Genomic DNA, 25,904 nt, shown 5'->3' with positions numbered 1-25,904 from the left:
TGTCGGCTATTTCGTGAAGAACTTGACGAGGCCCTCGCGCACCTTGCGCGCGTCCTCCCGCGTGCCCATGAGTTCGAAGCGGTACAGGTAGGGGACGCGGCATTTCGCGGCGATGATGTCGCCGGCGGCGCCGTAGGCGGTGCCGAAGTTCGTGTTGCCGGAGGCGATGACACCGCGGATCCATGCGCGGTTGCCGGCGTCGTTGAGGAAGCGTTTCACCTGCGGCGGCACGGCTTTGCGTGCGTCGCCGCCGCCGTAGGTGGGCACCATGACGACGTAGGGTTCGCGCACGTTGAGCGTGGGGCCGTTCGGTTTCAGCGGGATGCGGTACACGTTGATGCCCGCTTCGCCGAGTTTCAGTCCGGCGACGAAGCGCGCCGTGTTCTCCGAGGCTGACGAGAAGTACACGAGTGCGCCGATCGCCTTGCCTTGTCCGGCGGCCGATTCCGGTGCGCTCGGCGTCGTGGCGTCCTGCGCGGGCGCCTCGCCCATGCCGGTGAGGGCGATGGGTGCGCTGCGATGGGCCGGGGCCGTCGTGCGGGACGCCGAGGCCGGCCGGGCCGCGATGGCGGGGGATTCGGTTTCGGTCTTCAGCTTGCGTGAGACGGGTGCGGCGCCGGTCAGCGCGCCGATGTCGGCCGCTCCGGAGACGGTGCGTGCGTGCCGGCCGGCCCGGGTTCCAGACTGCGCGTGGCCGGTCAGATGCTCGAGGCCGGTGCCTCCCGGGGCGGTGCTGACTTTGGGGACGACGCTCATGCGGCGACCGTCTGCCCGGCGGTCTGTGTGCTCTTCGCGAGCTCGCGAATCAGGTCCGGGCGGTAGCCGGTCCAGGAGTTGTCCGGTGTGATGACGACCGGCGCCTGACGGAAGCCGGCCTGCTGCAGCTGTTCCAACGTGGACGGGTTCTCCGTCAGATCGACCGTCTCGAACGGGACGCCCAGCTTGGTGAGCTGACGCTTGGTGGCGTCGCACTGCGGGCAGCGTGGTTTGGTGAACACGGTGACGGTCATGGTGGTCTCCGATCGAGGTCCGGGGATGTGTGCGGACGCCAGATTACCGGGCGGTGGTTCCGAAGTAAACGCTATCCGTAGTGGCGTGTCGTCGACACCTTCGCTAGATGTAGTGCCGGGCAAATCGTTGCAATCGCAATGGACACGCCGGCCGCACGGACGGTCCGGCCGTGGCCGGAACCGTCGCAACACGAAAAATGTCGTCTTCGTCACATCGCGGGACCGTCCGCCGACGGCGATTCCCCCATCGCCGAAATCGTGAGCCGACGCTCGCGTGCCGGCGCATGCCGGGATAGACTTCTGCTCGGGAAAACATGCCCGCGGCGCGACGCGGGACGCCGGGACCGGCGGCCGCGCCGCAACGTGGGCGACGTCGACTGAAAGGCAAGCAAATGGCCGAAGCTACGGCAAACATCGGTGTCATCGGACTGGCCGCCATGGGCTCCAACCTGGCACGCAACCTCGCGCACCACGGCAACACGGTGGCCCTGTTCAACCGCCACTACTCCCGTACCGAGAAGCTCATGGAGGAGCACGGCTCCGAAGGCGCGTTCGTGCCCACCAAGACGCTCGAGGAGTTCGCCGCGTCCCTGAAGCGCCCGCGCACCGCCATCATCATGGTCAAGGCCGGCGCCCCGACCGACGCCGTCATCGAACAGCTCGAGGAGGTCTTCGAGCCGGGCGACATCATCGTCGACGGCGGCAACTCGTTCTTCAAGGACACCATCAAGCGTGAGAAGGCCGTGCGCGCGAAGGGCTTCCACTTCGTGGGCTGCGGCGTGTCCGGCGGCGAGGAGGGCGCGCTCAACGGCCCGTCCCTCATGCCCGGCGGCACCGCGGAATCCTGGAAGACCCTCGGCCCGATCCTCGAATCGATCGCCGCGAAGGTCAACGGCGAGCCGTGCGTGACCCACATCGGCACCGACGGCGCCGGCCACTTCGTCAAGATGGTCCACAACGGCATCGAATACGCGGACATGCAGGTCATCGGCGAGGCGTACGACATCCTGCGCCGTGGCCTGGGCATGGACGCCGAGGAGATCGCGAACGTGTTCGACGAGTGGAACAAGGGCGACCTCGACTCCTACCTCATCGAAATCACCGCCGAAGTGCTGCACCACAAGGACGCCGCCACCGGCAAGCCGTTCGTGGACGTGGTCGTCGACCACGCCGGCATGAAGGGCACCGGCACGTGGACCGTGCAGACCGGCCTCGAGTTCGGTTCGGCCGTGCCGGCCATCGGCGAGGCCGTGTTCGCGCGTGCGCTCTCCAGCCACGGCGAACTGCGCGAGGCCGCCCAGAAGGAGCAGCTCGCCGGCCCGAACAAGACCATCGATCTGGACGGCGAGGAGAAGGCCGCGTTCATCGAGGACGTGCGCCGCGCGCTGTTCGCCTCCAAGGTCGTCGCCTACGCCCAGGGCCTCAACGAGATTCAGGACGGTGCGAAGGAATACGGCTGGGACATCAACCTGTCCGAGGTGGCCCGCATCTGGCGCGGCGGCTGCATCATCCGCGCCCAGTTCCTGCTCGACCGCATCACCGAGGCGTTCAAGGGCGACAACCCGCCGGCCTCGCTGCTGTTCGACCCGTACTTCGAGAAGATCATCGGCGAATCGCAGGACGCGTGGCGCCGCGTGATCGTCAAGGCCATCGAGGCGGGCATCCCCACCCCGGTGTTCTCCAGCTCCCTGGCCTACTACGACGGCCTGCGCTCCAAGCGCCTGCCCACCGCCCTGACCCAGAGTCAGCGCGACCTGTTCGGCGCCCACACCTACGGCCGCGTCGACAAGCCGGGTGTGTTCCATACGTTGTGGGCCGAGCCGGGCAAGCCGGAAGAGCAGCAAAGCTGATCTTCCGGCTTGAGGAGAGCCCTGTGGGCTCTCCGACCGGCTCGGTGTGCGGCGGCTGTGCCGCCGCACCAGTATTGAGTCTCGCCGTCAGGCGAGTCCATAATTGCTGATCGAAGAGGGAAGCCCTGTGGGCTTCCCGGCCCTCTTCGGGGCCGGCGATAGCCGGCCAAGATAGAACGAAGCCGGAAATCGAGGCCTGAGGCCTTATCTCAGCACAAGAAATCCCGGAGAGCAGCGGTGTTCTCCGGGATTTGTTGTGCTGGCATCGTCGTAGTGCAATGATTCCCGGGGTGCGGCGGTGTTTTCCGGGAATCATTGCACTGACCTAGAGTCAGCACAACGATTCCCGGACGAAGCCGCCTATTTCCGGGATTCATTGTGCTTGGAAAGAAGGGGAAGCTCGAAGAGAAGCCTTGAAGCTCCGAGACTACAGCTTCGTCACCGTCTCGTCGGTGGAGAACCAGACGAACTCGTCCACACCGCCGGCGAACGACGACGGGTACTCCGGGTCGCCGCCCTTGTCGCCCGCCGCGAACACGTGGGCGAGCGAATCGGCCTTGCCTGCGCCAGCGGCGAAGAACCACGTATGGCGGGAACGGGCGATGAGCGGCGCGGTCAGGGAGACGCGCAGCGGCGGCATCTTGGGGGAGTGTGCCACGCCCACGGCCAAGCGGTCGCTGACCAGCACCTCGTGGTGCCCGGAGCTGGCGGGGAACAGCGAGGCGTAGTGGCCGTCCGGTCCCATACCGAGAATCATCAGGTCGATGACCGGCTCCGGTCCGAGCTCCCGAACCAGTTCGGATTCGTACGCGCGGGCGGCCTTGTCGAGCAGATCGCCGTTCTCCGCGTCGGCGGCCGAACGTACGAACTCGTCGGCGCTGTCCGCGTCGGCCGTGACCTTCGCGATCTCCGCGGCCGGGCGCACGTCGGGCGCAATCTCGTGGATGTTCGACTCCGGCAGCCTGCCGTCCGCGACCAGACGGTCGAGCAGCAGGCGACGCGCCACGAGCGCATTGCGGTCGGCGGAATCGGCGGGGACGAACCGCTCGTCGCTCCACCAGAAGTGGACGCGCGACCAGTCGATGTCGGCGGCGAGCGGGTCGTCGGCCACCAATCCCAGCGGCTGGGCGGCGGAACCGCCGGAAAGCGCCACGTCGACACGTGCACGACGGCCGCCGCCGGGCACGCGTTCGGACAGCAGGTCCAGCAGCGTCAGTGTGAGGCGGCGTGCACCGGCCCGGATCATCAGATCCTTGTCCGGGTAAACGATGAGCCTACGATTTGCCATGAGGCGCTCCTTCGATGTCTGGTCGGTCGATGTCTGGTCAGTGACGGATGAGGTCCCAGCCTTCGTTGATGACTTCGCCGTACACCTCGTCCGGGTCGATGCGGCGCAGCTCCTCGGTGAGGCAGTCCTCGATGGTGCGCACGGGCACGGAGATCGCCTGCGGGGTCTGCCCCGGCATGGAGATCAGCGCCTGGTCCTCGTGCGGGCGTTCCAGCGACACGACGCCGTCCTCGCGCGTGAGGTACACGCCGGTCACGGCCTCCGCGTCGTCCACGTACTCCACGTCGACGGTCACGCCGAGCTTGAGCCGCAGCCACGCGCACAGCATGTCCATCGGCAGGAAGTCGCGCGGGCCGGTGACCTTCGCGGCCGTGATCGGCAGGTGCGGCGGCTGGTCGAGCATCGAGGCGAGCATGGCGCGCCACACGGTCAGGCGCGTCCACGACAGGTCGATGTCCTCCGGCGTCCAGCTGCGGCGCAGGCGTTCGATGGTCGCCTCCGGGTTGTTGGAACGCAGCGCGTCGGTGATGCGGCTACGGGCCATCGCGCCCATGAGGTCCTTCGCCGGGTTCGACGGCGGGGTGGTGGGCCACCATGCCACGACCGGCACGTCCGGCACGAGCAGTGGGATGACGAGCGTGTCCGGATGGTCGATGAGCCCGTTGCGCGGGCGCAGGATGATGATCTCGCCTGCGCCGGCGTCCGCACCGAAGCGCACCTGCGCGTCGAGGTTCGATTCCGCGGGGCCGTCGGTCAGGTCGATGGCGGGATTGTCGGTCTTCTCCATAGCCTTCACGTCGTCGGCGTCCCCGTCGCGTCGCGACGTGTCCGGCACGATGGCGATGACGCGGCACGGGTGTTCACGGCTCGCCGCGTTGGCGACTTCCAGCGCGTGTTCGAGGTCGTCGTCTTGGGTGGCGATGAGCAGCGTGAGCACGCGGCCGGTGGCCGATTCGCCGCGCTCCTCGTGGAGCTCGTCGATCTTGTGCGCGATTTCGCGCGTGCGCGTATCCGGCATATCGATGATCATGGCATCCTCCAGTGGCGGCCTTCGCGCGCCAGCATCTCGTCGGCCTCGGCCGGACCCCACGTGCCCGCACGGTAGGGCTGCGGCTGGCCGAGCGTGGACCAGAAGTCTTCAATCGGATCGAGGATCTCCCAGCTGAGGTTCACCTCTTCGGTGGTCGGGAACAGCGGCGGGTCGCCGAGCAGCACGTCGAGGATGAGCTTCTCGTACGCTTCCGGCGAGTTCTCGGTGAAGGAACGGCCGTAGCTGAAGTCCATGTTGACGTCGCGGACCTCCATCGTGGTGCCGCCGGGCACCTTCGCGCCGAAGCGCATGGTGACGCCCTCGTCGGGCTGCACGCGGATGACGATCGCGTTCTTGCCGAGCTCGCGTACGGCCGTCTGTTCGAACGGCAGGTGCGGCGCGCGCTTGAACACGACGGCGATCTCCGTCACGCGCTTGCCGAGGCGCTTGCCGCAGCGCAGGTAGAACGGCACGCCGGCCCAACGGCGGGTGTCGATGTCGAGCTTGATCGCCGCGTACGTCTCGGTGGTGGACTTCGGGTCGATGCCCTTCTCCTCCAGATAGCCGACGACCTCGTGCGAGCCCTGCCAGCCCTTCGCATACTGGCCTCGCGCCGTGTTGGCGGCCAGGTCCTTCGGCAGGCGCACGGCGGACAGCACCTTGGTCTTTTCGGCCGTGAGGTCCTTGGCGGTGAAGCTCACCGGCTCCTCCATGGCGGTCAGGGCCATGAGCTGCAGCAGGTGGTTCTGGATGACGTCGCGTGCGGCGCCGATGCCGTCGTAGTAGCCGGCGCGGCCGCCGATGCCGATGTCCTCGGCCATCGTGATCTGCACGTGGTCCACATAGTTCGCGTTCCAGATCGGCTCGTACATCGCGTTGGCGAAGCGCAGCGCGAGCAGGTTCTGCACGGTCTCCTTGCCGAGGTAGTGGTCGATGCGGAACACCGAGCTCGGATCGAACACCTCGGAGACGACGCGGTCGAGATCCTTCGCGCTGGCGAGGTCATGGCCGAACGGCTTCTCGATGATGACGCGGCGCCACGCGCCTTCGCTGGAACGGGAGAGTCCGGACGCGGCCAGCTGCTTGGCGACGATCGGGAACGCGCGCGGCGGCACCGACATGTAGAACGCGTGGTTGCCGCGCGTGCCGCGGTCGCGGTCGAGCTCCTGCACGGTGGCACTGAGCCGCTCGAACGCCTCCGGGTCGTCGAACGTGCCCTGCACGAACCGGATGCCGGCCGCGAGGTTCTTCCACGTCGACTCTTTGAACGGGGTGCGGCAGCGCGCCTTGACGGCGGTCTTCACGAATTCGATGAAATGCTCCTGCGTCCAGTCGCGGCGCGCGAAGCCGGTCAGACCGAAGCTCGGCGGCAGCAGGCCGCGGTTGGCAAGGTCGTAGACGGCCGGCAGCAGCTTCTTCTGCGCCAGATCGCCGGTGACGCCGAAGATGACCAGACTGCACGGTCCGGCGATGCGCGGCAGGCGCAGGTCGCGCGGATCGCGCAACGGATTGGTCCAATTGTTATTCCCACTCATACCCGTACAGCGTAGTAGTGAGTGCCCATGGCGCGCCACCCCGGTCTCGCCCGTGGCGAAGCGGATGGGCCGAAGGTGACGCGCGTCACATGCGCGTCACCTTCGACGGGTGGGGATACGCCTCACAGGGCGATGCGCCGCGGCGTAAGCCACGGCGTCGGATGGACGCGCGTCACCGCACGCCGCGGCGCACGGTGACGCGGCACGGTCGTCACGCCCAGCGGTCGGACATCGCGAAGCTGTTGTGCATGAGATTGCTCGACGTGTACAGCACGTCGTTCAGCAGCGTCGTCGTGTGCTTGCGCAGGTAGGCGGCCATTTCGTCGTTGGCCGTCTCGAGCGCCGCCGTCACGTCGTCGGAACCGGACGGAACGGACGCCGCCGCATCGGCGGCGGACGCATCGGACGTCGCGCCATCGGACGCATCGGACACGCCGGACGCAGCCATCGCCGCGACCGCCTCGTCGGTGCGCTCCACCAGACGATGCCCGAACGCGCGCACGCCCTCCGCATACCCCTCCACCAGACGGTTCGTCTCGTAGAAGTGCGCGTCCGCGATCACCGCGATGAGACGGTTCGTCCAATACAGGTTGTCGGTCGAGACCTGCGGCGTCGTGTCACGCAGATAGGCGGGCGTATCCGTCACGTTCGCATAGAACGGCGCGACGCTCGTGAACGGGCCGGAACCGAACGACGTCCACAACACCGCGCGCGCCGCCTCCGGCACATACGGGCGCAACTGCACCGCCACCATGTGCCCCGTGCGGTTGATGCCGATCGGACGGTAGCGGTGACGCGACTCCGCCGTGCCGAGCGTGCCGTACGGGTCATACGGCGTGCCCTCGAAATGCGAGGAGAGGATCGCGTCCACGTCCTCGATCGTCACCTTGTTCTCCGGCACGCGGCACCACGGGATGTCGTCCGACGTGGGCGTGAAGCGCGCCGCCGGCGAATCCCAGTCCTCGCTCGGGTTCAGGCAACGCTGCATGTACCAGGCGCGCGGCGTGTTGTAGATATGGTCCTTCGCCGTGGCCGTGCCGAACGCGACGCGCGGGTTGAACCGGTCGGCCTGCTCCACCGAACCGTCCGAGGCGAAGCCCACGGCGGCGCGTGCGTCGCCGAACGCGCTCGCATGCGCCGGCATCGTCCGGTCCAGACGATGCCGTGCCATGAACTCGCGCAGGTCGGCGCTGCACATGAACTCGCGCTGCTTGCCGAACGCGTCCTTGAGGTCGAAGTCGTCGATGCCCAGCTGGTTCGGGATGGTCGCGTAGCAGTCGTCCGGCACGCGGCGGGCGATCCAGTGGTGGCCGCCAATCGTCTCCACGTACCAGATCTCGTCCACGTCGGAGATGATGACGCCGTTCGATTCGTACGTGCCGTAGCGTTCCAGCAGCGCACCGAGGCGTTCCACGCCCTCGCGCGCCGTGTGTACGTACGGCAGGACGAGCGTGATGATGTCCTCCTCGCCGATGCCGCCCGGCCGTTCCGGCGTGGTTTCGACGCCGTCGGCGTCGGTTTCCGCCGGAACGAGTTCGACGAGCGGATCCGCGGCGAGCACTCGCTCGTTCACCGCGATGGTCTCCGTCGCGCTCATCGCCACGTTGCGTTCGCTGGCGCCCGCCTCGGCGAGCACGCCGCGATTCGGCAGCACGTTCGGCGCGATCGTGTACCGGCACGGGTCGCCGGCGTCCGTCAGGTCGACTTCGACGTGCGAGAGGACCGAGCGGTAACGGCGCGGCTGGTCCTCGGGATGGACGGTGACGAGACGCTTCGGGTCGTAGCGGCCGGAACCGGAATCGTCGTCGCGGGCGATGATGGTCGAACCGTCGATGCTGGCGGCCTTTCCTACAAGCAGAGTGGTGCAAGACATGTCGCCCTACTCTAGGAGCGCGGCCGGGGGCGGGCAAGTCGCGCCCGGGGATGCGACCGTGATGTCGGACACGTGCGGGGATGTGGTGCCGGTGAGTGGTAGGCGTGCGGTGGGCGGCGTTGGAGAGGAACCGGGTCGAGACAGTACATCAGGGACTATCAGGGACGAAAGCGGATTAGCCGGAAAAGCAAAACCCTTGAAAACTCATTATTTCCAAGGGTTTACCGGTGCCCCCCGTGGGATTCGAACCCACAACCCACGACTTAAAAGGACGCTGCTCTAACCGTTGAGCTAGAGGGGCAACGTTTCTAAAATACACACCGCCGTTCGACAATGCAAGCCGCCTAAGTCTCTGCTGCGGCTTGGCGGGGCTTGGCGGGCTGCTCGGGCGGGACAAAAGAGAAAGCCCGGCGGGGACCGGGCTTGAGAGAGAAGAGAGAAGAAGGGATTCAGTTATTGCGGCTTTCCAACCGTGGTTCCCAGTAAACCCCGTACTCTTCAGCGTGTCGTGTGCAAATGCTGGGAAAACCATGGGAATCGGAATTCTCTGGGTGAGGTGACGGCCGCGTTGCTTCGCTGGCGAGCTGCCTCCGCGAAACGCGCCGGTCGGATGGTGGATGGCGGACGCTGGATGGCGAATGACGGTCGTCTCAGTTGAAACCGACCACGTGTTCGGCCACGCGGTACCCCCATCGAATCACCCATCGGCCCGCCGAACCGCGCAGGTTCAGCGCGCGCGACATGGGCTTGCGTCGCACATCGTGGTAGATCGGCTCGGAATGCTCGCGGATGTCGTCCCACAGACGCTGCTTCTTCGCGTAGTTCTCCTTGTCCCGCGAGAGGATGAGGAACACGCTCGCCACGGAGCTTTCGATGGCGAGGAAGTGGACCATGTATTTGTACAGTCCGTCCGGTACGTCGCCGCGTTCGGGCGTGGCCTCCACCATGCAGCGGTTGACGTGGATGAGCTGGTCGACGCGGCGGATCATCACGTCGGTCTGCACGCTCTGCCCTTCGCGGCCGATGTAGTAGTGGTAGAACGGCGTGTCCAGGTAGCGCAGGGTCTTCACCCACGGGAACGGCTGGTACGCGTAGATGAAGTCGACGTAGAACGTGTGCTCGGGCAGTCGCATGCCGGAGGCCCGCACCACGTCGGTGCGGAAGATGAGCGCGTGCATGAGGATGTATTCGGCGAGTCCGAAGTGTCCCAAGTCGTCCCAGGTGAGGGGTTCGCCGGCCTTCATGGCGTGGCGGAAGTTCACGACGTGCTTGCGTCGTTTGCCGACCTTGTCGTACACGTAGTTGGTGACGAGCATGTCGATGGGTTCGGCGTCGTTCCCGGCTCCGTCGTTCCCGGCAACTCCGGCAGCCCCGTTCCCGGACTTCGCGACCTCGTCGCGCAGCACGGCCATGACCTGTTCGAGCGATTCCGGTCCCACCCAGTCGTCGGCGTCCACGACCTTCACGTACATGCCGCGTGCGGCGGCGATGCCGGTGTTCACGGCTCCGCCGTGTCCTTTGTTCTCCTGGTGGATGGCGCGTACCACGCCGGGCATGCGCCGTTCGAAGTCCTGTGCGGCGGCGAGGGTGTCGTCCTTGGATCCGTCGTCGACGATGATGACCTCGATGTCGTCGGTGCGTCGTGCCGCGGTGAGCGAGTTGATGCACCGGTCGAGGTAGCCCTCCATGTTGTAGGCGGGTACGATGAAGGTGAGCGTCTTGCCTGTGCCGGTTGCGGGGGCCGTCGTCGGTGCCGGTTGCGTCATAAGCTGGTCGATCCCCTCGAAGGTCGCGTGCGGTCTGTGGTTCAACGCCACAGACTATCACTCATTCGCCGTCCGGAACGTTCCGTCGCACATCCTGCACATCCGGTTCATCTTCCGTGCGGCCGTCGCCGGCGGTCGTGCCGTCCGATGCCTCCGCGTCGGTCGACGTGTCCGATGCGTCCGCGGCTTTCGCCGCGTCCGGCTGCACGCCGCCGTGCCGTTCGGCCTTGGCTCGCGCCTTGGCGGCCTTGCCTCCTTCGAAGATGAGCTTCGGTTTGGAGTCGAGCCGGCTCAGGCCGTGCCAGGCGAGGTCGACGATGTACGCGGCGAGCTGCTCCTTGCTGACCTTCGGCCGGTCCGCCCAGTATTGGCCGGTGAAGACGGTCATACCGACGAGCATCTGCGCGTAGTACGGCACGCCTTTCACGGAGAGCTTCTGCCGTTTGAACGCCGCGATGAGCAGGTCTTCGACGCGCATCGAGATGTCGCCGAGAAGCGAACTGAACGATCCGGAGGGGTCGGTGCTCGGCGAATCGCGGGAGAGCACCTGGAACCCTTCGGCGTTCTCCTCGATGTAGGTGAGCAGTGCGAGGGCGGTGCGTTCCACGATCTGCCGCGGATGCATGTCCGGGTCTTTGAGCGCTTCGGTGAGCGTGGAGGTGAGGGCCTGCATCTCACGGTCGACGATCACCGCGTACAGCCCCTCCTTGCCGCCGAAATGCTCGTAGACGATGGGTTTGGAGACTTTCGCGTTGCTGGCGATCTCCTCCACGCTCACCGATTCGAACCCTTTCGCGGCGAACAGGGAGCGTCCGATGCGGATGAGCTGTTCGCGCCGCTGATACGACGTCATGCGTGAGGAGTTGGCCATGTCTTCCAGCTTAGCCGCCGCCGTGCGACGCGTCTGTGCGATGGAGGTTCGGATGGGTGCCGTGGCCGATGAGCCGCCGGCCGGTTTCGCGCCGGTTCCGGCGCATGCCCGCGTGACAATGGCGGACACTAGACTGGGGGCCATGGATAGCACTACTTTGTCGTATCTTGCGTTCGCGGCCGTCGCGATCGTCATCATCCTTCTGGGCGTATGGTTCGGCAGGTCCCGTCGCCGTGACCTGGACAAGACCATCGCGGAACGCGACATGCTGCGCGAGCAGCAGGCGCGCGAACAGGAGCAACAGAAGCAACAGGAGAGCGGGGAGAAGGACGTCGCCGAAGGCGCGTCCTCGTCCGCGGAATCCGGCGGGACCAAGAAACCCGAAGGCTCCGGGGAGCCCGGCGCCGCGGAATCGTCCGCATCGTCGGCCGCTTCGGCCTCCGTCGAACCGGAACCTGCCGCACAACCCGAAGCCTCCCCCGAACCGGCTGCCGCACCGGCGCCGAAGACGGAGAAGCCGGAATCGGTGGGCGGCCGACTCACCCGACTCAAGGCGAAGCTCGCCAAGTCGGGCAACCCGTTCGGCAAGGCCCTATTCAACATCCTCGCGAAGGACAACCTCACCGCCGCGGATTGGGAGGACGTCGAGGACACACTGCTGCTCGCCGACGTCGGCGCGGAGGCGTCCGAACAGCTCGTCGACGACCTGCGGACCGACGCGCGCGTCACCGGCAAGGCCGACCCCGCCGAAGTGCGTGCGGCGCTGAAGGAACGCCTGCTCGACCTCGTCGGCCGCGACACGGACCGTCGCCTCAACGTGGACAAGCCGGGGGCGCACAAGCCGGGCGTCATCATCATGGTGGGCGTCAACGGCACCGGCAAGACCACCACCGCCGGCAAACTGGCCCGACTGTTCGTCGCCGAAGGCAAGCAGGTGGTCATGGGCGCGGCCGACACGTTCCGCGCCGCCGCGGCCGACCAGCTCGAGACGTGGGGCGCGCGTGTGGACGTGCCGGTCGTGCGCTCGGACAAGGACGGCGCCGACCCGGCGTCCGTCGCGTTCGAAGCCAGCGCCCGCGCCAAGGAGGACAACGCCGACGTGCTCATCATCGACACCGCCGGCCGTCTCCAGAACAAGGCGAACCTCATGGACGAGCTCGGCAAGATCCGCCGCGTCACGGAGAAGAACCTGCCGGTGGACGAGGTGCTGCTCGTGCTCGACGCCACCACCGGCCAGAACGGCATGACCCAGGCGAAGGTGTTCGCCGAGGCCATCGGCATCACCGGCGTGGTGCTGTCGAAGCTCGACGGCTCCGCCAAGGGCGGCATCGTCATCTCCGTGCAGAAGGAGCTCGGCGTGCCGGTCAAGCTCGTCGGCCTCGGCGAAGGCCCCGACGACCTCGCCCCGTTCGATCCGGAGGGCTTCGTCGACGGCATCCTCGCCTGACCGTGCGAACCGTGCGGTCCGCCCGAACCGTGCGAACCGTGCGGTCCGCCCGAACCGTGCGAACCGTGCGGTCCGCCCGAACCGTGCGAACCGTGCGGTCCGCCCGAACCGTGCGAACCGTGCGGTCCGCCCGAACCGTGCGAACCGTGCGGTCAGTGCGGTCAGTCCGGTCCGCATCGTGAACCGTTTCCGGCGTGCAAACGCCGATGGGAGGGTCTCGAATCATGTTGGAAACATGATTCGAGACCCTCTCGTTTTCGGCGGAAAACCGCCTCGGGCCGACGCCGCGCCCGCCGGCGCAGACGCGTCATCGATTAACAATCGCGTAACCTGCCGTAACGAAACGAAAACCATCCGGGCGTTCACTGACGATCGTTAGCCCCCACAAGGGGGACGGCAATAACGAATGGCATCCCGCGGACCCTCCCGGTCCGTGAGAGAGACACATAAAGAGAGGGAGGTAGACATGGATTCCGGAAATGCCGCATGGATTTTGACTTCCGCGTCCCTGGTTTTCCTCATGACGCCGGGTGTGGCGTTCTTCTACGGAGGCATGGTCCGCGCGAAGGCCGTGCTGAACATGTTCATGCTTGAGGCGGCCGCGCTGTCGGTCACCATGATCATCTGGACCCTGTGGGGCTGGTCCATCGCCTACGCCGGCAACAGCATCGGCGGCATCTTCGGCGACCCGGCCTCCGGCTTCCTGCTGAAGGATTCGATGGTCTTCAAGGACGCCGCGTTCACGTCCACCGGACTGAACGACAACAAGTACCCGGTCTCCGTGGACGTGGCCTTCCAGGTGGCGTTCGCCATGATCACCGTCGGCCTGATCTGCGGCGCCATCGCCGAGCGCGTCAAGTACAGCACGTGGATGATCTTCGTGGCCCTGTGGATCACGTTCGACTACGCCCCGATGGCCCACATGGTCTGGAACGGCGGCCTGCTGTCCGGCGCCGGCGCGATTTCTACCGCCATCGGCGCCCAGGCCCACGATTTCGCAGGTGGTACGGTCGTCCACATCAACGCCGCAGTCGCGGCCCTGATCATCGTCCTCATCATCGGCAAGCGCAAGGGCTTCGGCACGCAGCCGTTCCGCCCGCACAACGTCCCGTTCGTGATGCTCGGCGCCTTCCTCCTGTGGTTCGGCTGGTTCGGCTTCAACGCCGGCTCCGCCTTCGCCGCCAACGGCACCGCCGGCTACGCCTGGGTCTCCACCTCCGCCGCGACCGCCGCCGCCATGCTCTCCTGGGGCTTCACCGAGAAGATCCGCACCGGCCACTACACCGCGATGGGTGCCGCCTCCGGTATCGTCGCCGGCCTGGTCGCCATCACCCCGGCCGCCGATGTGGTCTCCCCGCTGTGGTCCATCGTGCTCGGCGCCATCGCCGGTGTGCTCTGCTGCCTCGCCTGCAGCCTGAAGTTCAAGCTCGGCTACGATGACTCCCTCGACGTCGTCGGCGTCCACGGCGTCGGCGGTCTGACCGGCACCGTCCTCATCGGCTTCTTCGGCGAGGGCACCGGCCTGCTGGCCGGCGGCGACTGGAAGCAGCTGGTCGTTCAGATCCTCATCGCGCTGTGCGCCATCGTCTACTCCGCCGTGATCACCGGCATCATCGCCTTCGCGCTGGAGAAGACCATCGGCTGGCGCGTCACCGAAGCCCAGGAAGTCGGCGGCATCGACCTTGCCGACCAGGGTGAACGTGCCTACGATTTTGCTGGTACCGCCAGCTCCGTCCTCAAGGAGGTGAAGTGAGATGAAGCTCATCACTGCAATCATCCAGCCCCATAAGCTCGACGACGTCAAGGAGGCCCTCGCGGCCGCCGGCGTGCACGGTCTGACCGTCTCCGAGGCGAACGGCTACGGCCGCCAGCGCGGACACACCGAGGTCTACCGTGGCGCCGAGTACACCGTCGACCTGATCCCGAAGATTCGCGTCGAGGTCCTGTCCGATGACGCCGACGCCGAAACGCTCGTCGGTGTGATCGTCAAGGCCGCCGGCACCGGCACCATCGGCGACGGCAAGGTCTGGGTGGCCCCGCTCGATTCCGTCACCCGCGTGCGCACCGGCGAGTCCGGTTCCGCCGCAATCTGACGGTGACCAGACGTCCGTGCCGCTGATACAGGGTCCGGACCATTGATAGACAGGAATCCCCGCATGCCGCTCTCCGAGCCGTGCGGGGATTCTGTCATATGGAGGGCTGGCGCCGGCGTTTGTCGCTTCTTCGACCCCAATCCAGACGGCTGAACCGCCTATCCGCGTTACGAGGGGTGGAATTCGACCTTCGCGGATGTCCAACTGCGTTACGAGGGGTATCACCCTGTATATATCACCCCGGCAAACGGCTTGATGCCGTGGCCAGAACCCCGGATTCCTCGTTGCCTCCGACGCGAGGTACCCCTCGTAACGCGATTGGACGATCGCAACGTCCCGAAAGTACCCCTCACAACGCAGATACACCTCAGATACGCACTATCTGTCCCCAACGAACAACGAACAATCCCGGCGGTCCCGACGCCGGCAACGAAAGAGTCGACAATGACCTCAGCGGTGGATGGTTTGAAACAACGGTTCATGGACATGAGCCAGCCGGACGCGGACGGCGTGTACCGCGACGGGGCGGCCAAACGCAAGGCGCGCACCGCGCTGGCGATGGACTGCCTCACCAGGCTCTGGGCGGAGGCGACGCAGGGCGTCGGCTTCGACGTGCCCGAGCACGGTGTCGGATTCGCCGCTGTCGGTTCCCTCGCGCGCGGGCAGATCGGCCCCTCGTCCGACCTCGACCTCGTCATCATCTACGAGCCGCACGCGCTGACGGACCAGCAGCTCAACGAACTCGCCAACAAGCTCTGGTACCCGCTGTGGGACTCCGGCCTCGACCTGGACCATTCCGTGCGCACCCGCCAGCAGTGCGAGGCCGTGACCGACCACGACCTGCCCGCCGCCATGGGCTGGCTCGACGTCGAACCCGTGGCCGGCGACGTGCAGCTCATCCGCGACACCTCCAACTCCATCCTCGAACGCTGGCGCAGGGCCGCCCGCAAGCGCCTGCCCGAACTGCTCGACTCCGCGAAGTCACGTCTCGACGAGTTCGGCAGACTCCAATACATCAACCAGCCGGACGTCAAGGAGTCGCGCGGAGGCCTGCGCGACTCCGTCCTCGTGTCCGCGCTCGCCGCCTCATGGCTGGCCGACCGCCCGCACGGCATGTACGACGAGGCCGTTGAACGGCTGCTCGACGTGCGCGACTGCATCCATCTCGTCGCGAAGAAGGACACGAACCTGCTGCTCGCCGCCTATCAGGACAAAGTGGCGGCCATGCTGGGCCTGGCCGACCCCACCCTGCCCACGGGCGGCGAACGCGAGGCGAAATCCATCGACGACATGCAGACCATGCTCGCCCGGCTGGGCCGACGCATCGCGTTCGCGCTCGACTCCACCGCCTCCCGCGCCGAGCATTCCCTCACGCACGAGAAGCCGCGGTTCGCGTTCTTCCAGATGTTCTCCCAGCGCGCCGGCGGCCACCGCGAGGCGCCGACGTTCGAGACGGTCGCGCCCGGAGTGGCCGTTCATGAGGGCGAGATCGTGCTCGCTCCCGGCGCGGACCCGTCGAAGGACGCGAGCCTCGCGCTGCGCGTGGCCGTGGCCGCGGGCGAGCGCGGCCTGCCCATCAATCCGGCGACGTTGAACAATCTGCGGCGCTGCCCCATCCACTCCAACCAGTGGGACGATACGTCGCGCGCGCTGTTCGTGCGCCTGCTGGCCTGCGGCCCGAACCTGCTCGACGTGTGGGAGGAGATCGACTACGCCGACATCCCCGGCAAGTGGATGCCGGAATGGCTGGGCATCCGCAACCGTCCGTCGGTCTCGGCCGCGCACCGGTACACCATCGACCGTCACACCGTGGAGGTGGTGACGCGATTGGGGCGCGAATGCGGGTTCCCGGCGGGCGGTGTCCCGGGTGGCGTTCCGGGTGACATTTCCGGTGGCGTTTCGGCTGGCGTTCCGGGCGGTGTCTCGGCCGGCGCCCGCGGCGGCTCGCAGAGCGGATGGTCCGTGGTCCGCGGCGAGACGGTCGGCGAGGACGGCGTGACGCGCTACGACGACGCGCATTACGCGGCGCTGCTCATGGCCGGCATCCTGCATGACATCGGCAAGCGTTCCGGCGTGGCCGACCATGCGGCGGAGGGCGCGCGCCATGCGCCGGTCATCATGCGCCGCATGGGCTTCGACGAGGATGCGGTTCGCATGGTCACCCTGCTGGTGCGTGAGCATCTCACGTTGAGCGAGTTCGCGACCGGCCGCAATCCGAACGACCCGAACACGGGCGACGACCTGGCCGGCCGGTTGCGTCACGATCCGGTGCTGCTGGACATGCTCTATGACCTGACCCGCGCCGACGGCTCCTCGTTGGGCGCCACGCCCGAGGAGGCGATCACGAAGCGCTACGGGTGGAGCAAGTGGCGTGAGACGTTGGTCCGTCAGATGGTGACCGCCACCCGGTACCACATGTGAGGCGTCGCGTCCGCCGCGTCGTGGCGACGGTGGTGTGCGATGCGGCGACGTGCGATGCGGTGGTGTGGGGTGCGGTGGCGCCCTTGCCGCGTCGGGAGATGTGGTCCGGGAGGCGTGGTCCGGGAGTCCGCCCTATGCGTGCCGATGTATCCACGCGTCGCCGTGCGCGCGCAGGCCGTTGGCCAGTGCGCGGCCGCCCATGAGCACCACGTTGAAGACGGTCCAGACGAGCACGGTGCGGGCGACGTCGACCGCCATGCCGTCCGTTCGGCCGAAGACGCCGAAGCCCGCGAGGATTCCGGACGGTCCGGTCTGCCAGGATGCGGCCCATGCGCCCGCCGCCGCGAGCGCGACGACGTACGCCGCGGCCACGGCCGTGCAGGTGGCCGCGAGATAGCGGTGGTCGCGCGCGCCGATGAGGATGCCGTCCAACGCCATCATCCATCCCTGCAGCGGGAAGAACACGCCCATCGTGATCATGCCGGCGGCCACGAGCGTCTGTATTTCCGGGCTGGGGGAGAAGAAACGTCCGGCGAACAGGCCGACGGCCGCGAAGCCGAGGCCGGCCGCCGCGCCGATGGCCAGGCCCATCCGTCCGGTGGTCCGCGCGTCCCCGCGCGCCCGGTCGTATGCGCGCGCGCCGAGCGCGGATCCGACGAGCGTCTGCCCGGCGATGCCCACCGAGTCCAGCATGTTCGTGGCGAAGTTCCACGTGGAGTTCACGGCTTGGAAGCCGGCCAGCACGCCGGTGCCCATGTGCGCCGCGCACGCGACGGTCGCCACCATGGCCACGCGGATGGCCAGCGTGCGTATGAACAGCGGCAGTCCGTCGCCGCCGACGCGCAGGAGTCCCGCGGGCCGCGGCCGCAGGCTTGCGCCGTCCGCGCGCGCCCACAGCACGGCGGGGACGGCGAGGAACAGGCCCATGAACCATTGCGCCATGAGCGTGGCGACGCCGGATCCGGCGATGCCCCATCGGAACACGATGACGAACAGCACGTCCAGCACGGTGTTGAGCGCCGCGCCGGCCACCGCCGCGATCAGGGTGACTCGCACCTTCTGCAGGCCGCGGAAGATGCCGTTGGCCGCGTAGACGAGCAGCATGCCGGGCGCGCCCAGCACGACGGCGCGCGTGTAGGCCACGGCCTGCGTCAGCACTTCGCCGCGCCCGCCGAGCGCGCGGCAGAGCGGTTCGGCGCCGAGGAACAGCGCCGCGGCGAGGATGAGGCCGATGCCGAGCGCCAGCCACATCCCGTCGATGCCGGTCTGCATGCCCTCGCGCCGGCGTCCCGCGCCCAGCAGGTGCGCCACCCGTGCGGTGGTGGCGTAGGCGAGGAAGACGCACAGGCCCACGGCGGTGAGGATGATGGTCGATCCGATGGACAGGCCGGCCAGCGCCGCGTCGCCGAGATGGCCGACGATGGCGGTGTCGATGAGGATGAACGTGGGTTCGGCGATGAGCTGTCCGAACGTGGGCACGGCCAGCGCCATGATGCGACGTCTGGTGGCGGCGTCCGATGAGGCCGCGTCTGCGCCGTTCGCCGCGTCCTCGGTCCGCGCGGGGGCCGGTCGCGCCGCGTCGTCGGTCGTGTTCGCGTGTGTCACGGGTCGTCTCCCTCTCCGTCTCCGGCCGTCGCGTCGATGGGTTCCGCGCGCCGTTGTTCGTCCGATGCGCCGGCGCGTTCGACGCCGACGCGGCCGGTGGTCCGTGTCCACGATAGTGGTTCCCGATGGTCCGTGGGACCGGATCGCGCCGGGGCGTCGTGGACGTGTCGTCCGCCCGTTCACCTGCCGTTCAACTGCGATTACCACGACGTTGGTGGTTGCGCAAGCGCCTGCCGGTGCTCGGTGAAGTTATCCCCAAGTTATGCACAGAGTTATCCCCATATTGTGGATAACTCTGTGCGTTGTCCACATGGTTATCCCCTAAATGTGGATAACTCGTTTCGCTATCCACAATGAATTCCGCGCGTGTCGCGGGTTTGGGGCCCGTGGATGTGGATAACGCTGTGGATAACTCGGCGCATCGGCATATCTAGGTGTGGATAACCATGCCGGACCATATATCCATGGGTGTGCGGACCGTGTCGGGCGATATCTACCGGCCGCGCAATGGGGGAATCTATACTGTGGCCTATGGCAGAGGAAACATGGGATGACGAGGCGCCGGCCGGCGGATACGACGCCGGCGCCGACGAGTTCGGCGGGCAGGACGGCGGCTTCGGCGCCGACGAGGATCGGGCTCCTGGTCGGTCCGAGCGCGCCGGCCGTGGGGGAGCGCGTTCGCGCGGCGGCTCCGGCTACGTGCCGGGGGCCACCGGCACGCCGGTGCGTGACGCCCTGTTCGACCGAGTCCCCCCGCATGACGACGACGCGGAGATGGCCGTGCTCGGCGGCATGCTCATGAGCAAGGACGCCATCGGCGAGGTCTCGCAGATGATCGAGGTGACCGACTTCTACCAGCCGAAGCACCAGACCATCTACGAGGCGATCATCAACCTGTTCTCCGCCAGCCAGCCGGTGGACGCGGTGCTGGTGGCGAACGAGCTGCTCAAGCACGGCGACCTGGACAAGGTGGGCGGCGCCGACTACCTGCACTCCCTCGTGGCCTCGGTGCCGACGGCCGCGAACGCCACCTACTATGCGGAGATCGTGCACCAGCGCGCGATCCTCAGAAACGTGATCGCCGCGGGCACCAAGATCGCGCAGCTCGGCTACTCGGCCGAAGGCTCCCAGGCGGAGGACGTCGTCAACCTCGCCCAGGCCGAGGTGTACGAGATGAGCGTGGGCAAGGTGCGGCAGGACTATTCCGCCATCGGCCCCGTGGTGCATGACGCGCTGGACCAGCTCGACAAGCTCCAGCAGGGACTCGTCAACAAGGGCGTGCCCACCGGCTTCAGGGACATCGACGACCTCACCCAGGGCCTGCAGCCCGGTCAGATGGTCGTCGTCGCCGGCCGCCCGGCCATGGGCAAGTCCACGCTCGGCATCGACTTCGCGCGTGCCGCGGCCCTGCACCATCACATGACGACCATCGTGTTCAGCCTCGAGATGAGCAAGGTGGAGCTCGCGCAGCGCATCATCTCCGCCGAGACGAACATCCCACTGGGCGCGCTGCGTCGCGCCGACGAGATCACGCCGGAACGCTGGAACACGTTGAACGGCTTCTGGTCGAAGCTGGAGGACGCGCCGTTGTTCATCGACGATTCGCCCAACATGAGCCTCATGGAGATCCGCGCGAAATGCCGCCGGCTCAAGCAGACCAACGACTTGAAGCTCGTGGTCATCGACTACCTGCAGCTCATGACCTCCGGCAAGCAGGTCGAAAGCCGCCAGCAGGAGGTCTCCGAGTTCTCCCGCGCGCTGAAGCTCCTCGCCAAGGAGCTCGAGGTGCCGGTCGTGGCCCTCTCGCAGTTGAACCGTGGCCCGGAGATGCGCAACGACAAGAAGCCGCAGCTGTCCGACCTGCGTGAATCCGGCTCCATCGAGCAGGACGCCGACGTGGTGTTCCTCGTACATCGCCCGGACTTCTACGACAAGGAGGACCGGCCCGGCGAGGCGGACATCATCATGGCCAAGCACCGCAACGGTCCCACCGAGACCTTCCATCTGGCGTTCCTCGGCGCCACGTCCAAGTTCAAGGACATGCCGCAGGACTACAACGCCGGGCAGGGGGTGTGACATGGACCGCGAAGCGTATGGCAGTCCGCCGGCGTGGCCCGTCGGCGGCATGGATGGGCCGAGTGGGATGTTCTCCCGTGTTCCACGGCATGTTCCACGCGCCGGCGTCGATGTTTCACGCACTGTTCCACGCCTGCATGCCCCTGTTTCACAGGGTGTTTCACATTCGTCCACCGTATCCCACAGGAGGTTCCACGCACTATGACCCAGAAGGACCCCGCGACCCGCGCCCCCTGGAACGCGTTCGCCACGCCGCTCATCGGCAAGGGCGTGCGCTGGGCGTCGCGTCTGCTCCACCACGGCGGCTCCGCCTTCCCCGGCAAGATCGTCGAAGGCATCGACCCGACGTTCCTCGCACGCACGCTCGCGCAGCTGCCGCTCGGCGTCGTCCTCGTCTCCGGCACCAACGGCAAGACCACCACCACGCGCATGGTCGCCTCGATGCTCGCCGACCTGGGGCTCAAGGTGTTCACCAATCCCACCGGCTCCAACTTCACGCGCGGCGTGGCCTCCGCCCTGCTCGAACAGGTCAGCCTCTCCGGCCGTCTCGACGCCGACATCGCCGTCCTCGAACTCGACGAGGCGTACGCCGTGCACTTCGTGCGCCAGGTCCGTCCCCGCTACACGCTGCTGCTCAACGTGATGCGCGATCAGCTCGACCGCTTCGGCGAAATCGACAACACCGCACGCCTGCTCGGCCACGCGGCGGCGGCCACCACCGGCACCGTCGTGCTCAACCGTGAGGACCCGCGCATCGCCCGCCTCGCCGCGCTCGCGCCCGCCGGCACGGAGATCAGCTACTTCGGCCTCGTCGACGACCTCAAACGCTTCTTCCCGTCCGACGACGACATGGCCACCACCGTGAGCGCGGAGACGCACGACGCCGACGCGACGGACGGCGCCGACGCGTCGGACCGTCCGGCGTCGGACGCCACGACGCCGGACATGTCGACGGAACCCGACGCCGACGTCACGTTGACCGCCGTCGGCGACCACGCCGCGACCTTCCTGATGGACGGCGCGGAACACCACACCGACGTCCGTCTCGAAGGCGTCTACAACCTGTACAACGCGGCCGCCGCGCTCGCCGTCGTCCGCGCGGTCGTCGCCGACGCGCCGCGCGCACGCACCGCCGCCGCGCCCGCGGGCGGCGACGCGTTCCGCGAACGGCTCAAGCGGTTCGCCGCATCGGACGCCGACGCGCTCATCGCCGCCGTCTCCCACGTCACGCCCGCATTCGGCCGCGGCGAGGTCATCGACGTCAACGGCAGTCCCACCGAACTGCTGCTCGTCAAGAATCCGATGGGCTTCCGCCTGTCCCTCGCCAGCTTCCCGCCCGAAGGCGCCGACACGATGATCGTCATCAACGACGAATACGCCGACGGCCGCGACATGAGCTGGTTGTGGGACGTCGACTTCACGTCGCTGCGTGGCACCGGCGTCGCGCAGGTCTCCGGCGTGCGCGCGTGGGACATGGCGCTGCGCCTCGGCTACGACCAGGTGCCGGTCGCCGCCGTCGACACGGACATCGACGCCGCGCTCGCCGCGTTCGTCGCCCGCAACCCGGGCGGCCGCAAGCACATCTACTGCACGTACACCGCGATGCTCAAGGTGCGCGCCGCCCTGGGGCGCATCGCGAACGTCGCCGACGCCGGCGTGGGCAAATAAGGAGGTCCGAAGCAATGGACAAGACGATCGACGTGGTGTCCCTCTACCCGAAGGACATGAACATCTACGGCGACTCGGGCAACGTGCTCACCATCCGCCGTCGCCTCGAACTGTACGGCTACCGGCCGGTCATCCACGAGATCAACCAGGGCGACGCCTGGCCCGAACAGGTGGACATGATCCTCGGCGGCGGCGGGCAGGACAGCGGCCAGAGCAAGATCATCGACGACTTCTTCCGCCGTGCCGACCTGCTGCGCTCGCTCGCCGCGGACGGCATTCCCATGCTCATGATCTGCGGCATGTACCAGCTGTTCGGCGAATACTTCGAAACCTCCGAAGGCAAGCGTCTGGACGGCATCGGCGTGATCGGCGCCTACACCGTGGGACAGGACGTGCGCATGATCGGCAACCTCGTCGAGCATTCCGCCGAATTCGGCGACGTCATCGGCTACGAGAACCACTCCGGCCAGACGTTCCTGCGCGAAGGCGTCCAGCCGTTCGGCCACGTGGATGCGGAAGGGCGCGGCAACAACGGCGAGGACCATACGGAAGGCGCGCGCGTCGGCAACGTCATCGGCACGTACATGCACGGCTCGCTCCTGCCGAAGAACCCCGCCGTCTCCGACTTCCTCATCCGCGCCGCCGTGGAACGCCGTTACGGCGCGACGGCGTCGGGCGACGGCACGGACGGCCGCCTCGCCGCTGACGAACAGACGCCGGAACAGGCCGCCGAACTCGCGCGCCTCGACGAAGTCGCGGCGCAGGCCCGCAAGGTCGCCGCCGCCCGGCCGAGGTGAGCGTCCGGACGGGTCGGCAAGGTTCGGCGGCCCGTCATACGGACAGACCGCGCGGGTGTCGTCCAAGGCGGGCCCGCCGGTCCATGGAGTACGCTGGAAGGTACGAGCGCGCGGCATCAGGCCGCGCACCGGCCTCGACAAGGAGGGGACATCATGGCTGATTTCGATTTGGGTGACGGTCTGCGCAAGGTCGTGCTGGCGGGCATCGGCGCCCTCGCCACCGGATACGAGAAGGGCAGCGAGCTCGTCGACGACCTCGTGAAGAAGGGCGAGCTGACCGTCGAACAAGGCAAGAGCCTCAACACCGAACTCAAGCGCAAGGTGGGCGAATCGCTCGTCAACGACGCGAACAAGGACGACGAGAAGCGTGCCGCCGCCAAGGCGGACGCCGCTGTGGCGGAATCGGCGGAACCGTCCGCCGAAGCCGAGGACAAGCCGTCCGAGGACTGATCGCCGTACCGGTACGGACCGGTGCAGCGAATCGAACGAATCATATGGGAGCGGACCCCGAGCCGCGACGTCGGCGAGGGGACGCTCCCGTCGTGCGTAATGCCGTGGAACGCCCCACACGGCAGGGCGAGGACGCGGACGGCCCGAGAAGGACGGCCTGACACGGACGGCCTGAGAGGATGGAGGTCACGGGCATGACGACCGAAGACGCGACGCCGCGGCATCCCGCCGCCGACGAATCGGACGCATCGAGCGCGCCGCGCGAATCCCGCGTCCCCAACGAACCGGAAACGGCACACGCTGCGACGGACGCGCCGCACAAGACGACGGGGACGTCGGCGTCGGACGGAACGGAACCCGATGCGTCGCACATCGCCGCGCCGCCCATCTCCCCGGACATCCCCGTACCCGTGCCCGTGTGGGACACCGGCCGGGACGAAACCATCGGCCTGTTCGGTTCGCGGCGCGACGACTTCTCCCAGCGCTACCACCTGACCCGATGGGGCAAAGCCAAGCGCCTCGCCCAGATCACGCGCATCGTCAACCAGTTCGACGCGCTCAAAGGACTCACGCCCGTCAAGATGCGCCTCATGTTCGAGGCGCTCGGACCCACGTTCGTCAAAGTCGGCCAGATCCTCTCGATGCGCTCCGAGATCCTGCCGCAAAGCTTCTGCGACGAACTCGCCAAACTGCGCGCCGACGCCGACCCTATGCCGTACCAGACCGTCCTCGACGTGCTGACCGGCGAATACGGCCGGCCGATCGACACGATCTTCGAACACATCGACCCCAATCCGCTGGGATCCGCGTCCCTCGCGCAGGTCCACCGCGCCACGCTCACGACCGGCGAGGACGTGGCCGTCAAGGTGCAGCGCCCCGGCGTGCGCGAGACGATGGCGCAGGACGTATCCATCATGCGCTCCATCGCCAAGGCGGCGACCAAGGTGATCGGCTCCACGCAGATCGTCGACCTCAAAGGCGTGGTCGAGGAGCTGTGGGACACGTTCGAATCGGAGACCGACTTCCTGGTGGAGGCCCGCAACCTCGCCGAATTCAAACGGTTCGCCTCGCGCTTCAAGTACATGGACTGCCCGCGGCCATACCCGGACCTGTGCACCGAACACGTGGTGGTCATGGACTACGTGGACGGCATCTCCGTCTCCCATCCAGGCAAACTCGTCGCCGCCGGCTACGACCTCAAGGACATCGGCACCAAGCTCGTCGACAACTACGCCACGCAGATCCTCGACGACGGATTCTTCCACGCCGACCCGCACCCGGGCAACATCATCATCCGCGGCGGGCAGATCGTGCTCATCGACCTCGGCATGACCGGACGGCTCGACGCGAAGACCCGCGCGGTGATGAAGGACATGATCTTCGCCGTGGCCAAACGCGATTCGCCCGCACTGGCGGACGGGCTGCTGCGGTTCGCCGGCGCGGAGGCCGACCCGGCCGACTACCCCTCGCTGCTCGCCGACCTCGACGTGATCGTCAAGGAATACGGCACGGTGGAGCTGGCGGAGCTCGACATCGCCGCGTTCATCACGGCGCTGACCTCGCTGGCGCAGCGCCACGGCATCGAGGTGCCGAGCACGGTCACCACGGTGGGCCGCGCGCTCGTCACGCTCGAAGGGCTGCTCGACGAGTTCATCCCCGACGTGAACATGATCGAGATCATCTCCCGGCACATCGCCACGTCGCGCACCCCCAAGGAGATGGTCGAAGGCGAGCTCAAATCGTTGGGGGTCGAGGGGCATGCGGCGCTGCACAGCGCGCTCGACGCGATGAGCGAGCTCAACGTGGCCGCCCGCATGCTCACGCGCGGCCAGCTGCGCATGAACATGGAGCTCGTCGGCTCGCAGGAGCCGTTCCAGCTGCTGTCCGACATGGTCAACCGCCTCACGATGGCACTCATCGTGGTGGGGTTGTTCATCGGTTCGTCGATCGTCTACTACGCCGGCATGAAGCCGATCATCTTCGGCATCCCGATCGTCGGTTTCATGGGGTATGTGGTGGCGTTCGTGCTCGGGTGCTGGATCGTCGTGGACATCTATCTCAAGGGCCGCAAGACCAAGAAGCGGTAGCGGGTTTGCGTTGGGGCTCTGGGGGTCTCTGGGGGTC

18 protein-coding genes, 1 tRNA gene and 1 pseudogene are annotated in these 25,904 nt (G+C 67.3%); 10 read left to right on the top strand and 10 right to left on the bottom strand.

Annotated features, from left to right (window positions below):
- Positions 1 to 6: 6 nt before the first annotated feature.
- Together nrdI and KIH78_RS05955 are read right to left on the bottom strand one after the other, a co-directional pair.
- A complete protein-coding gene (gene nrdI / locus KIH78_RS05960) occupies positions 7 to 492 on the bottom strand; it encodes a class Ib ribonucleoside-diphosphate reductase assembly flavoprotein NrdI (protein ID WP_219131693.1) in 486 nt (161 codons plus the stop codon).
- 260 nt (positions 493 to 752) lie between these two features.
- On the bottom strand, positions 753 to 1,010 hold the full coding sequence (locus KIH78_RS05955) for a glutaredoxin family protein (RefSeq protein WP_214313709.1): 258 nt from the start codon (positions 1,008 to 1,010) through the stop codon (positions 753 to 755).
- A gap of 392 nt (positions 1,011 to 1,402) precedes the next feature.
- Between KIH78_RS05955 and gndA the strand changes: the two genes are divergently transcribed.
- A complete protein-coding gene (gene gndA, locus KIH78_RS05950) occupies positions 1,403 to 2,860 on the top strand; it encodes an NADP-dependent phosphogluconate dehydrogenase (protein WP_214313711.1) in 1,458 nt (485 codons plus the stop codon).
- Between the two features lie 427 nt (positions 2,861 to 3,287).
- On the opposite strand, the gene pgl is transcribed toward gndA, so the two are convergent.
- From pgl to KIH78_RS05915, 7 genes are all read right to left on the bottom strand, one after another.
- The gene (gene pgl, locus KIH78_RS05945) at positions 3,288 to 4,148 is read right to left on the bottom strand and encodes a 6-phosphogluconolactonase (RefSeq protein WP_219131645.1); all 861 of its coding nucleotides are present in this window, start codon (positions 4,146 to 4,148) and stop codon (positions 3,288 to 3,290) included.
- Positions 4,149 to 4,185: 37 nt separating this feature from the next.
- Positions 4,186 to 5,178, bottom strand: a complete 993-nt coding sequence (locus KIH78_RS05940) for a glucose-6-phosphate dehydrogenase assembly protein OpcA (RefSeq protein ID WP_214313715.1) — start codon at positions 5,176 to 5,178, stop codon at positions 4,186 to 4,188.
- Positions 5,175 to 6,713 carry a glucose-6-phosphate dehydrogenase gene (gene zwf, locus KIH78_RS05935; protein ID WP_219131644.1) on the bottom strand — a complete coding sequence of 513 codons (1,539 nt, stop codon included), beginning with the start codon at positions 6,711 to 6,713 and terminating at the stop codon, positions 5,175 to 5,177. Before zwf ends, KIH78_RS05940 begins: the two co-directional genes overlap by 4 nt.
- Positions 6,714 to 6,924: 211 nt before the next feature.
- A complete protein-coding gene (locus KIH78_RS05930; RefSeq protein WP_219131643.1) occupies positions 6,925 to 8,586 on the bottom strand; it encodes a C69 family dipeptidase in 1,662 nt (553 codons plus the stop codon).
- A 228-nt stretch (positions 8,587 to 8,814) separates the two neighbouring features.
- Positions 8,815 to 8,887: transfer RNA gene (locus KIH78_RS05925), tRNA-Lys, on the bottom strand.
- A 349-nt stretch (positions 8,888 to 9,236) separates the two neighbouring features.
- The gene (locus tag KIH78_RS05920) at positions 9,237 to 10,352 is read right to left on the bottom strand and encodes a glycosyltransferase family 2 protein (RefSeq protein ID WP_219131642.1); all 1,116 of its coding nucleotides are present in this window, start codon (positions 10,350 to 10,352) and stop codon (positions 9,237 to 9,239) included.
- A 61-nt stretch (positions 10,353 to 10,413) separates the two neighbouring features.
- A complete protein-coding gene (locus KIH78_RS05915; RefSeq protein ID WP_219131692.1) occupies positions 10,414 to 11,205 on the bottom strand; it encodes a TetR/AcrR family transcriptional regulator in 792 nt (263 codons plus the stop codon).
- A 454-nt stretch (positions 11,206 to 11,659) separates the two neighbouring features.
- On the opposite strand from KIH78_RS05915, the pseudogene ftsY reads away from it, so the two are divergent.
- From ftsY to KIH78_RS05895, 4 genes and pseudogenes are all read left to right on the top strand, one after another.
- Positions 11,660 to 12,670, top strand: a pseudogene (gene ftsY, locus KIH78_RS05910) (signal recognition particle-docking protein FtsY); the annotation flags it as partial.
- A gap of 466 nt (positions 12,671 to 13,136) precedes the next feature.
- Positions 13,137 to 14,423, top strand: a complete 1,287-nt coding sequence (locus tag KIH78_RS05905; protein WP_214313814.1) for an ammonium transporter — start codon at positions 13,137 to 13,139, stop codon at positions 14,421 to 14,423.
- Between the two features lies 1 nt (position 14,424).
- Positions 14,425 to 14,763 (top strand): P-II family nitrogen regulator, encoded by a 339-nt coding sequence (locus KIH78_RS05900; RefSeq protein WP_034529718.1) that lies wholly within the window; start codon positions 14,425 to 14,427, stop codon positions 14,761 to 14,763.
- Between the two features lie 444 nt (positions 14,764 to 15,207).
- Entirely contained in the window at positions 15,208 to 17,184 is a 1,977-nt protein-coding gene (locus KIH78_RS05895) for a [protein-PII] uridylyltransferase family protein (RefSeq protein ID WP_236034461.1), read from the top strand.
- 132 nt (positions 17,185 to 17,316) lie between these two features.
- Here KIH78_RS05895 and KIH78_RS05885 read toward each other — a convergent pair whose 3' ends face one another.
- Positions 17,317 to 18,675: an MATE family efflux transporter gene (locus tag KIH78_RS05885; protein ID WP_219131691.1), complete on the bottom strand. Its 1,359-nt coding sequence runs from the start codon at positions 18,673 to 18,675 to the stop codon at positions 17,317 to 17,319.
- A 621-nt stretch (positions 18,676 to 19,296) separates the two neighbouring features.
- Here KIH78_RS05885 and dnaB point away from each other — a divergent pair.
- The 5 genes from dnaB to KIH78_RS05860 all read left to right on the top strand — a co-directional run bounded on the left by dnaB (position 19,297) and on the right by KIH78_RS05860 (position 25,867).
- Positions 19,297 to 20,865, top strand: a complete 1,569-nt coding sequence (dnaB, locus tag KIH78_RS05880; protein WP_420830127.1) for a replicative DNA helicase — start codon at positions 19,297 to 19,299, stop codon at positions 20,863 to 20,865.
- 201 nt (positions 20,866 to 21,066) lie between these two features.
- Positions 21,067 to 22,533: a Mur ligase family protein gene (locus KIH78_RS05875; protein ID WP_219131640.1), complete on the top strand. Its 1,467-nt coding sequence runs from the start codon at positions 21,067 to 21,069 to the stop codon at positions 22,531 to 22,533.
- Between the two features lie 14 nt (positions 22,534 to 22,547).
- Positions 22,548 to 23,330, top strand: a complete 783-nt coding sequence (locus tag KIH78_RS05870; RefSeq protein WP_219131639.1) for a type 1 glutamine amidotransferase — start codon at positions 22,548 to 22,550, stop codon at positions 23,328 to 23,330.
- Positions 23,331 to 23,483: 153 nt separating this feature from the next.
- Positions 23,484 to 23,780, top strand: a complete 297-nt coding sequence (locus KIH78_RS05865) for a phasin family protein (RefSeq protein WP_214313820.1) — start codon at positions 23,484 to 23,486, stop codon at positions 23,778 to 23,780.
- Positions 23,781 to 23,974: 194 nt separating this feature from the next.
- The gene (locus tag KIH78_RS05860; protein WP_236034459.1) at positions 23,975 to 25,867 is read left to right on the top strand and encodes an AarF/UbiB family protein; all 1,893 of its coding nucleotides are present in this window, start codon (positions 23,975 to 23,977) and stop codon (positions 25,865 to 25,867) included.
- Positions 25,868 to 25,904: the final 37 nt, after the last annotated feature.

It is taken from the genome of Bifidobacterium saguinibicoloris, from assembly GCF_019331725.1.
Taxonomy (GTDB): Bacteria; Actinomycetota; Actinomycetes; order Actinomycetales; family Bifidobacteriaceae; genus Bifidobacterium; species Bifidobacterium saguinibicoloris.
The sequence above is the reverse complement of the archived record's forward strand: the minus strand, read 5'-3'. Positions and strand labels throughout refer to the sequence as shown.

Coding starts and splice junctions, on each gene's coding strand:
- nrdI (WP_219131693.1), bottom strand. CDS start 492: ATGGGCGAGGCGCCCGCGCAGGACGCCACGACGCCGAGCGCACCGGAA.
- KIH78_RS05955 (WP_214313709.1), bottom strand. CDS start 1,010: ATGACCGTCACCGTGTTCACCAAACCACGCTGCCCGCAGTGCGACGCC.
- gndA (WP_214313711.1), top strand. CDS start 1,403: ATGGCCGAAGCTACGGCAAACATCGGTGTCATCGGACTGGCCGCCATG.
- pgl (WP_219131645.1), bottom strand. CDS start 4,148: ATGGCAAATCGTAGGCTCATCGTTTACCCGGACAAGGATCTGATGATC.
- KIH78_RS05940 (WP_214313715.1), bottom strand. CDS start 5,178: ATGATCATCGATATGCCGGATACGCGCACGCGCGAAATCGCGCACAAG.
- zwf (WP_219131644.1), bottom strand. CDS start 6,713: ATGAGTGGGAATAACAATTGGACCAATCCGTTGCGCGATCCGCGCGAC.
- KIH78_RS05930 (WP_219131643.1), bottom strand. CDS start 8,586: ATGTCTTGCACCACTCTGCTTGTAGGAAAGGCCGCCAGCATCGACGGT.
- KIH78_RS05920 (WP_219131642.1), bottom strand. CDS start 10,352: ATGACGCAACCGGCACCGACGACGGCCCCCGCAACCGGCACAGGCAAG.
- KIH78_RS05915 (WP_219131692.1), bottom strand. CDS start 11,205: ATGACGTCGTATCAGCGGCGCGAACAGCTCATCCGCATCGGACGCTCC.
- KIH78_RS05905 (WP_214313814.1), top strand. CDS start 13,137: ATGGATTCCGGAAATGCCGCATGGATTTTGACTTCCGCGTCCCTGGTT.
- KIH78_RS05900 (WP_034529718.1), top strand. CDS start 14,425: ATGAAGCTCATCACTGCAATCATCCAGCCCCATAAGCTCGACGACGTC.
- KIH78_RS05895 (WP_236034461.1), top strand. CDS start 15,208: ATGACCTCAGCGGTGGATGGTTTGAAACAACGGTTCATGGACATGAGC.
- KIH78_RS05885 (WP_219131691.1), bottom strand. CDS start 18,675: ATGGCGCTGGCCGTGCCCACGTTCGGACAGCTCATCGCCGAACCCACG.
- dnaB (WP_420830127.1), top strand. CDS start 19,297: ATGGGGGAATCTATACTGTGGCCTATGGCAGAGGAAACATGGGATGAC.
- KIH78_RS05875 (WP_219131640.1), top strand. CDS start 21,067: ATGACCCAGAAGGACCCCGCGACCCGCGCCCCCTGGAACGCGTTCGCC.
- KIH78_RS05870 (WP_219131639.1), top strand. CDS start 22,548: ATGGACAAGACGATCGACGTGGTGTCCCTCTACCCGAAGGACATGAAC.
- KIH78_RS05865 (WP_214313820.1), top strand. CDS start 23,484: ATGGCTGATTTCGATTTGGGTGACGGTCTGCGCAAGGTCGTGCTGGCG.
- KIH78_RS05860 (WP_236034459.1), top strand. CDS start 23,975: ATGACGACCGAAGACGCGACGCCGCGGCATCCCGCCGCCGACGAATCG.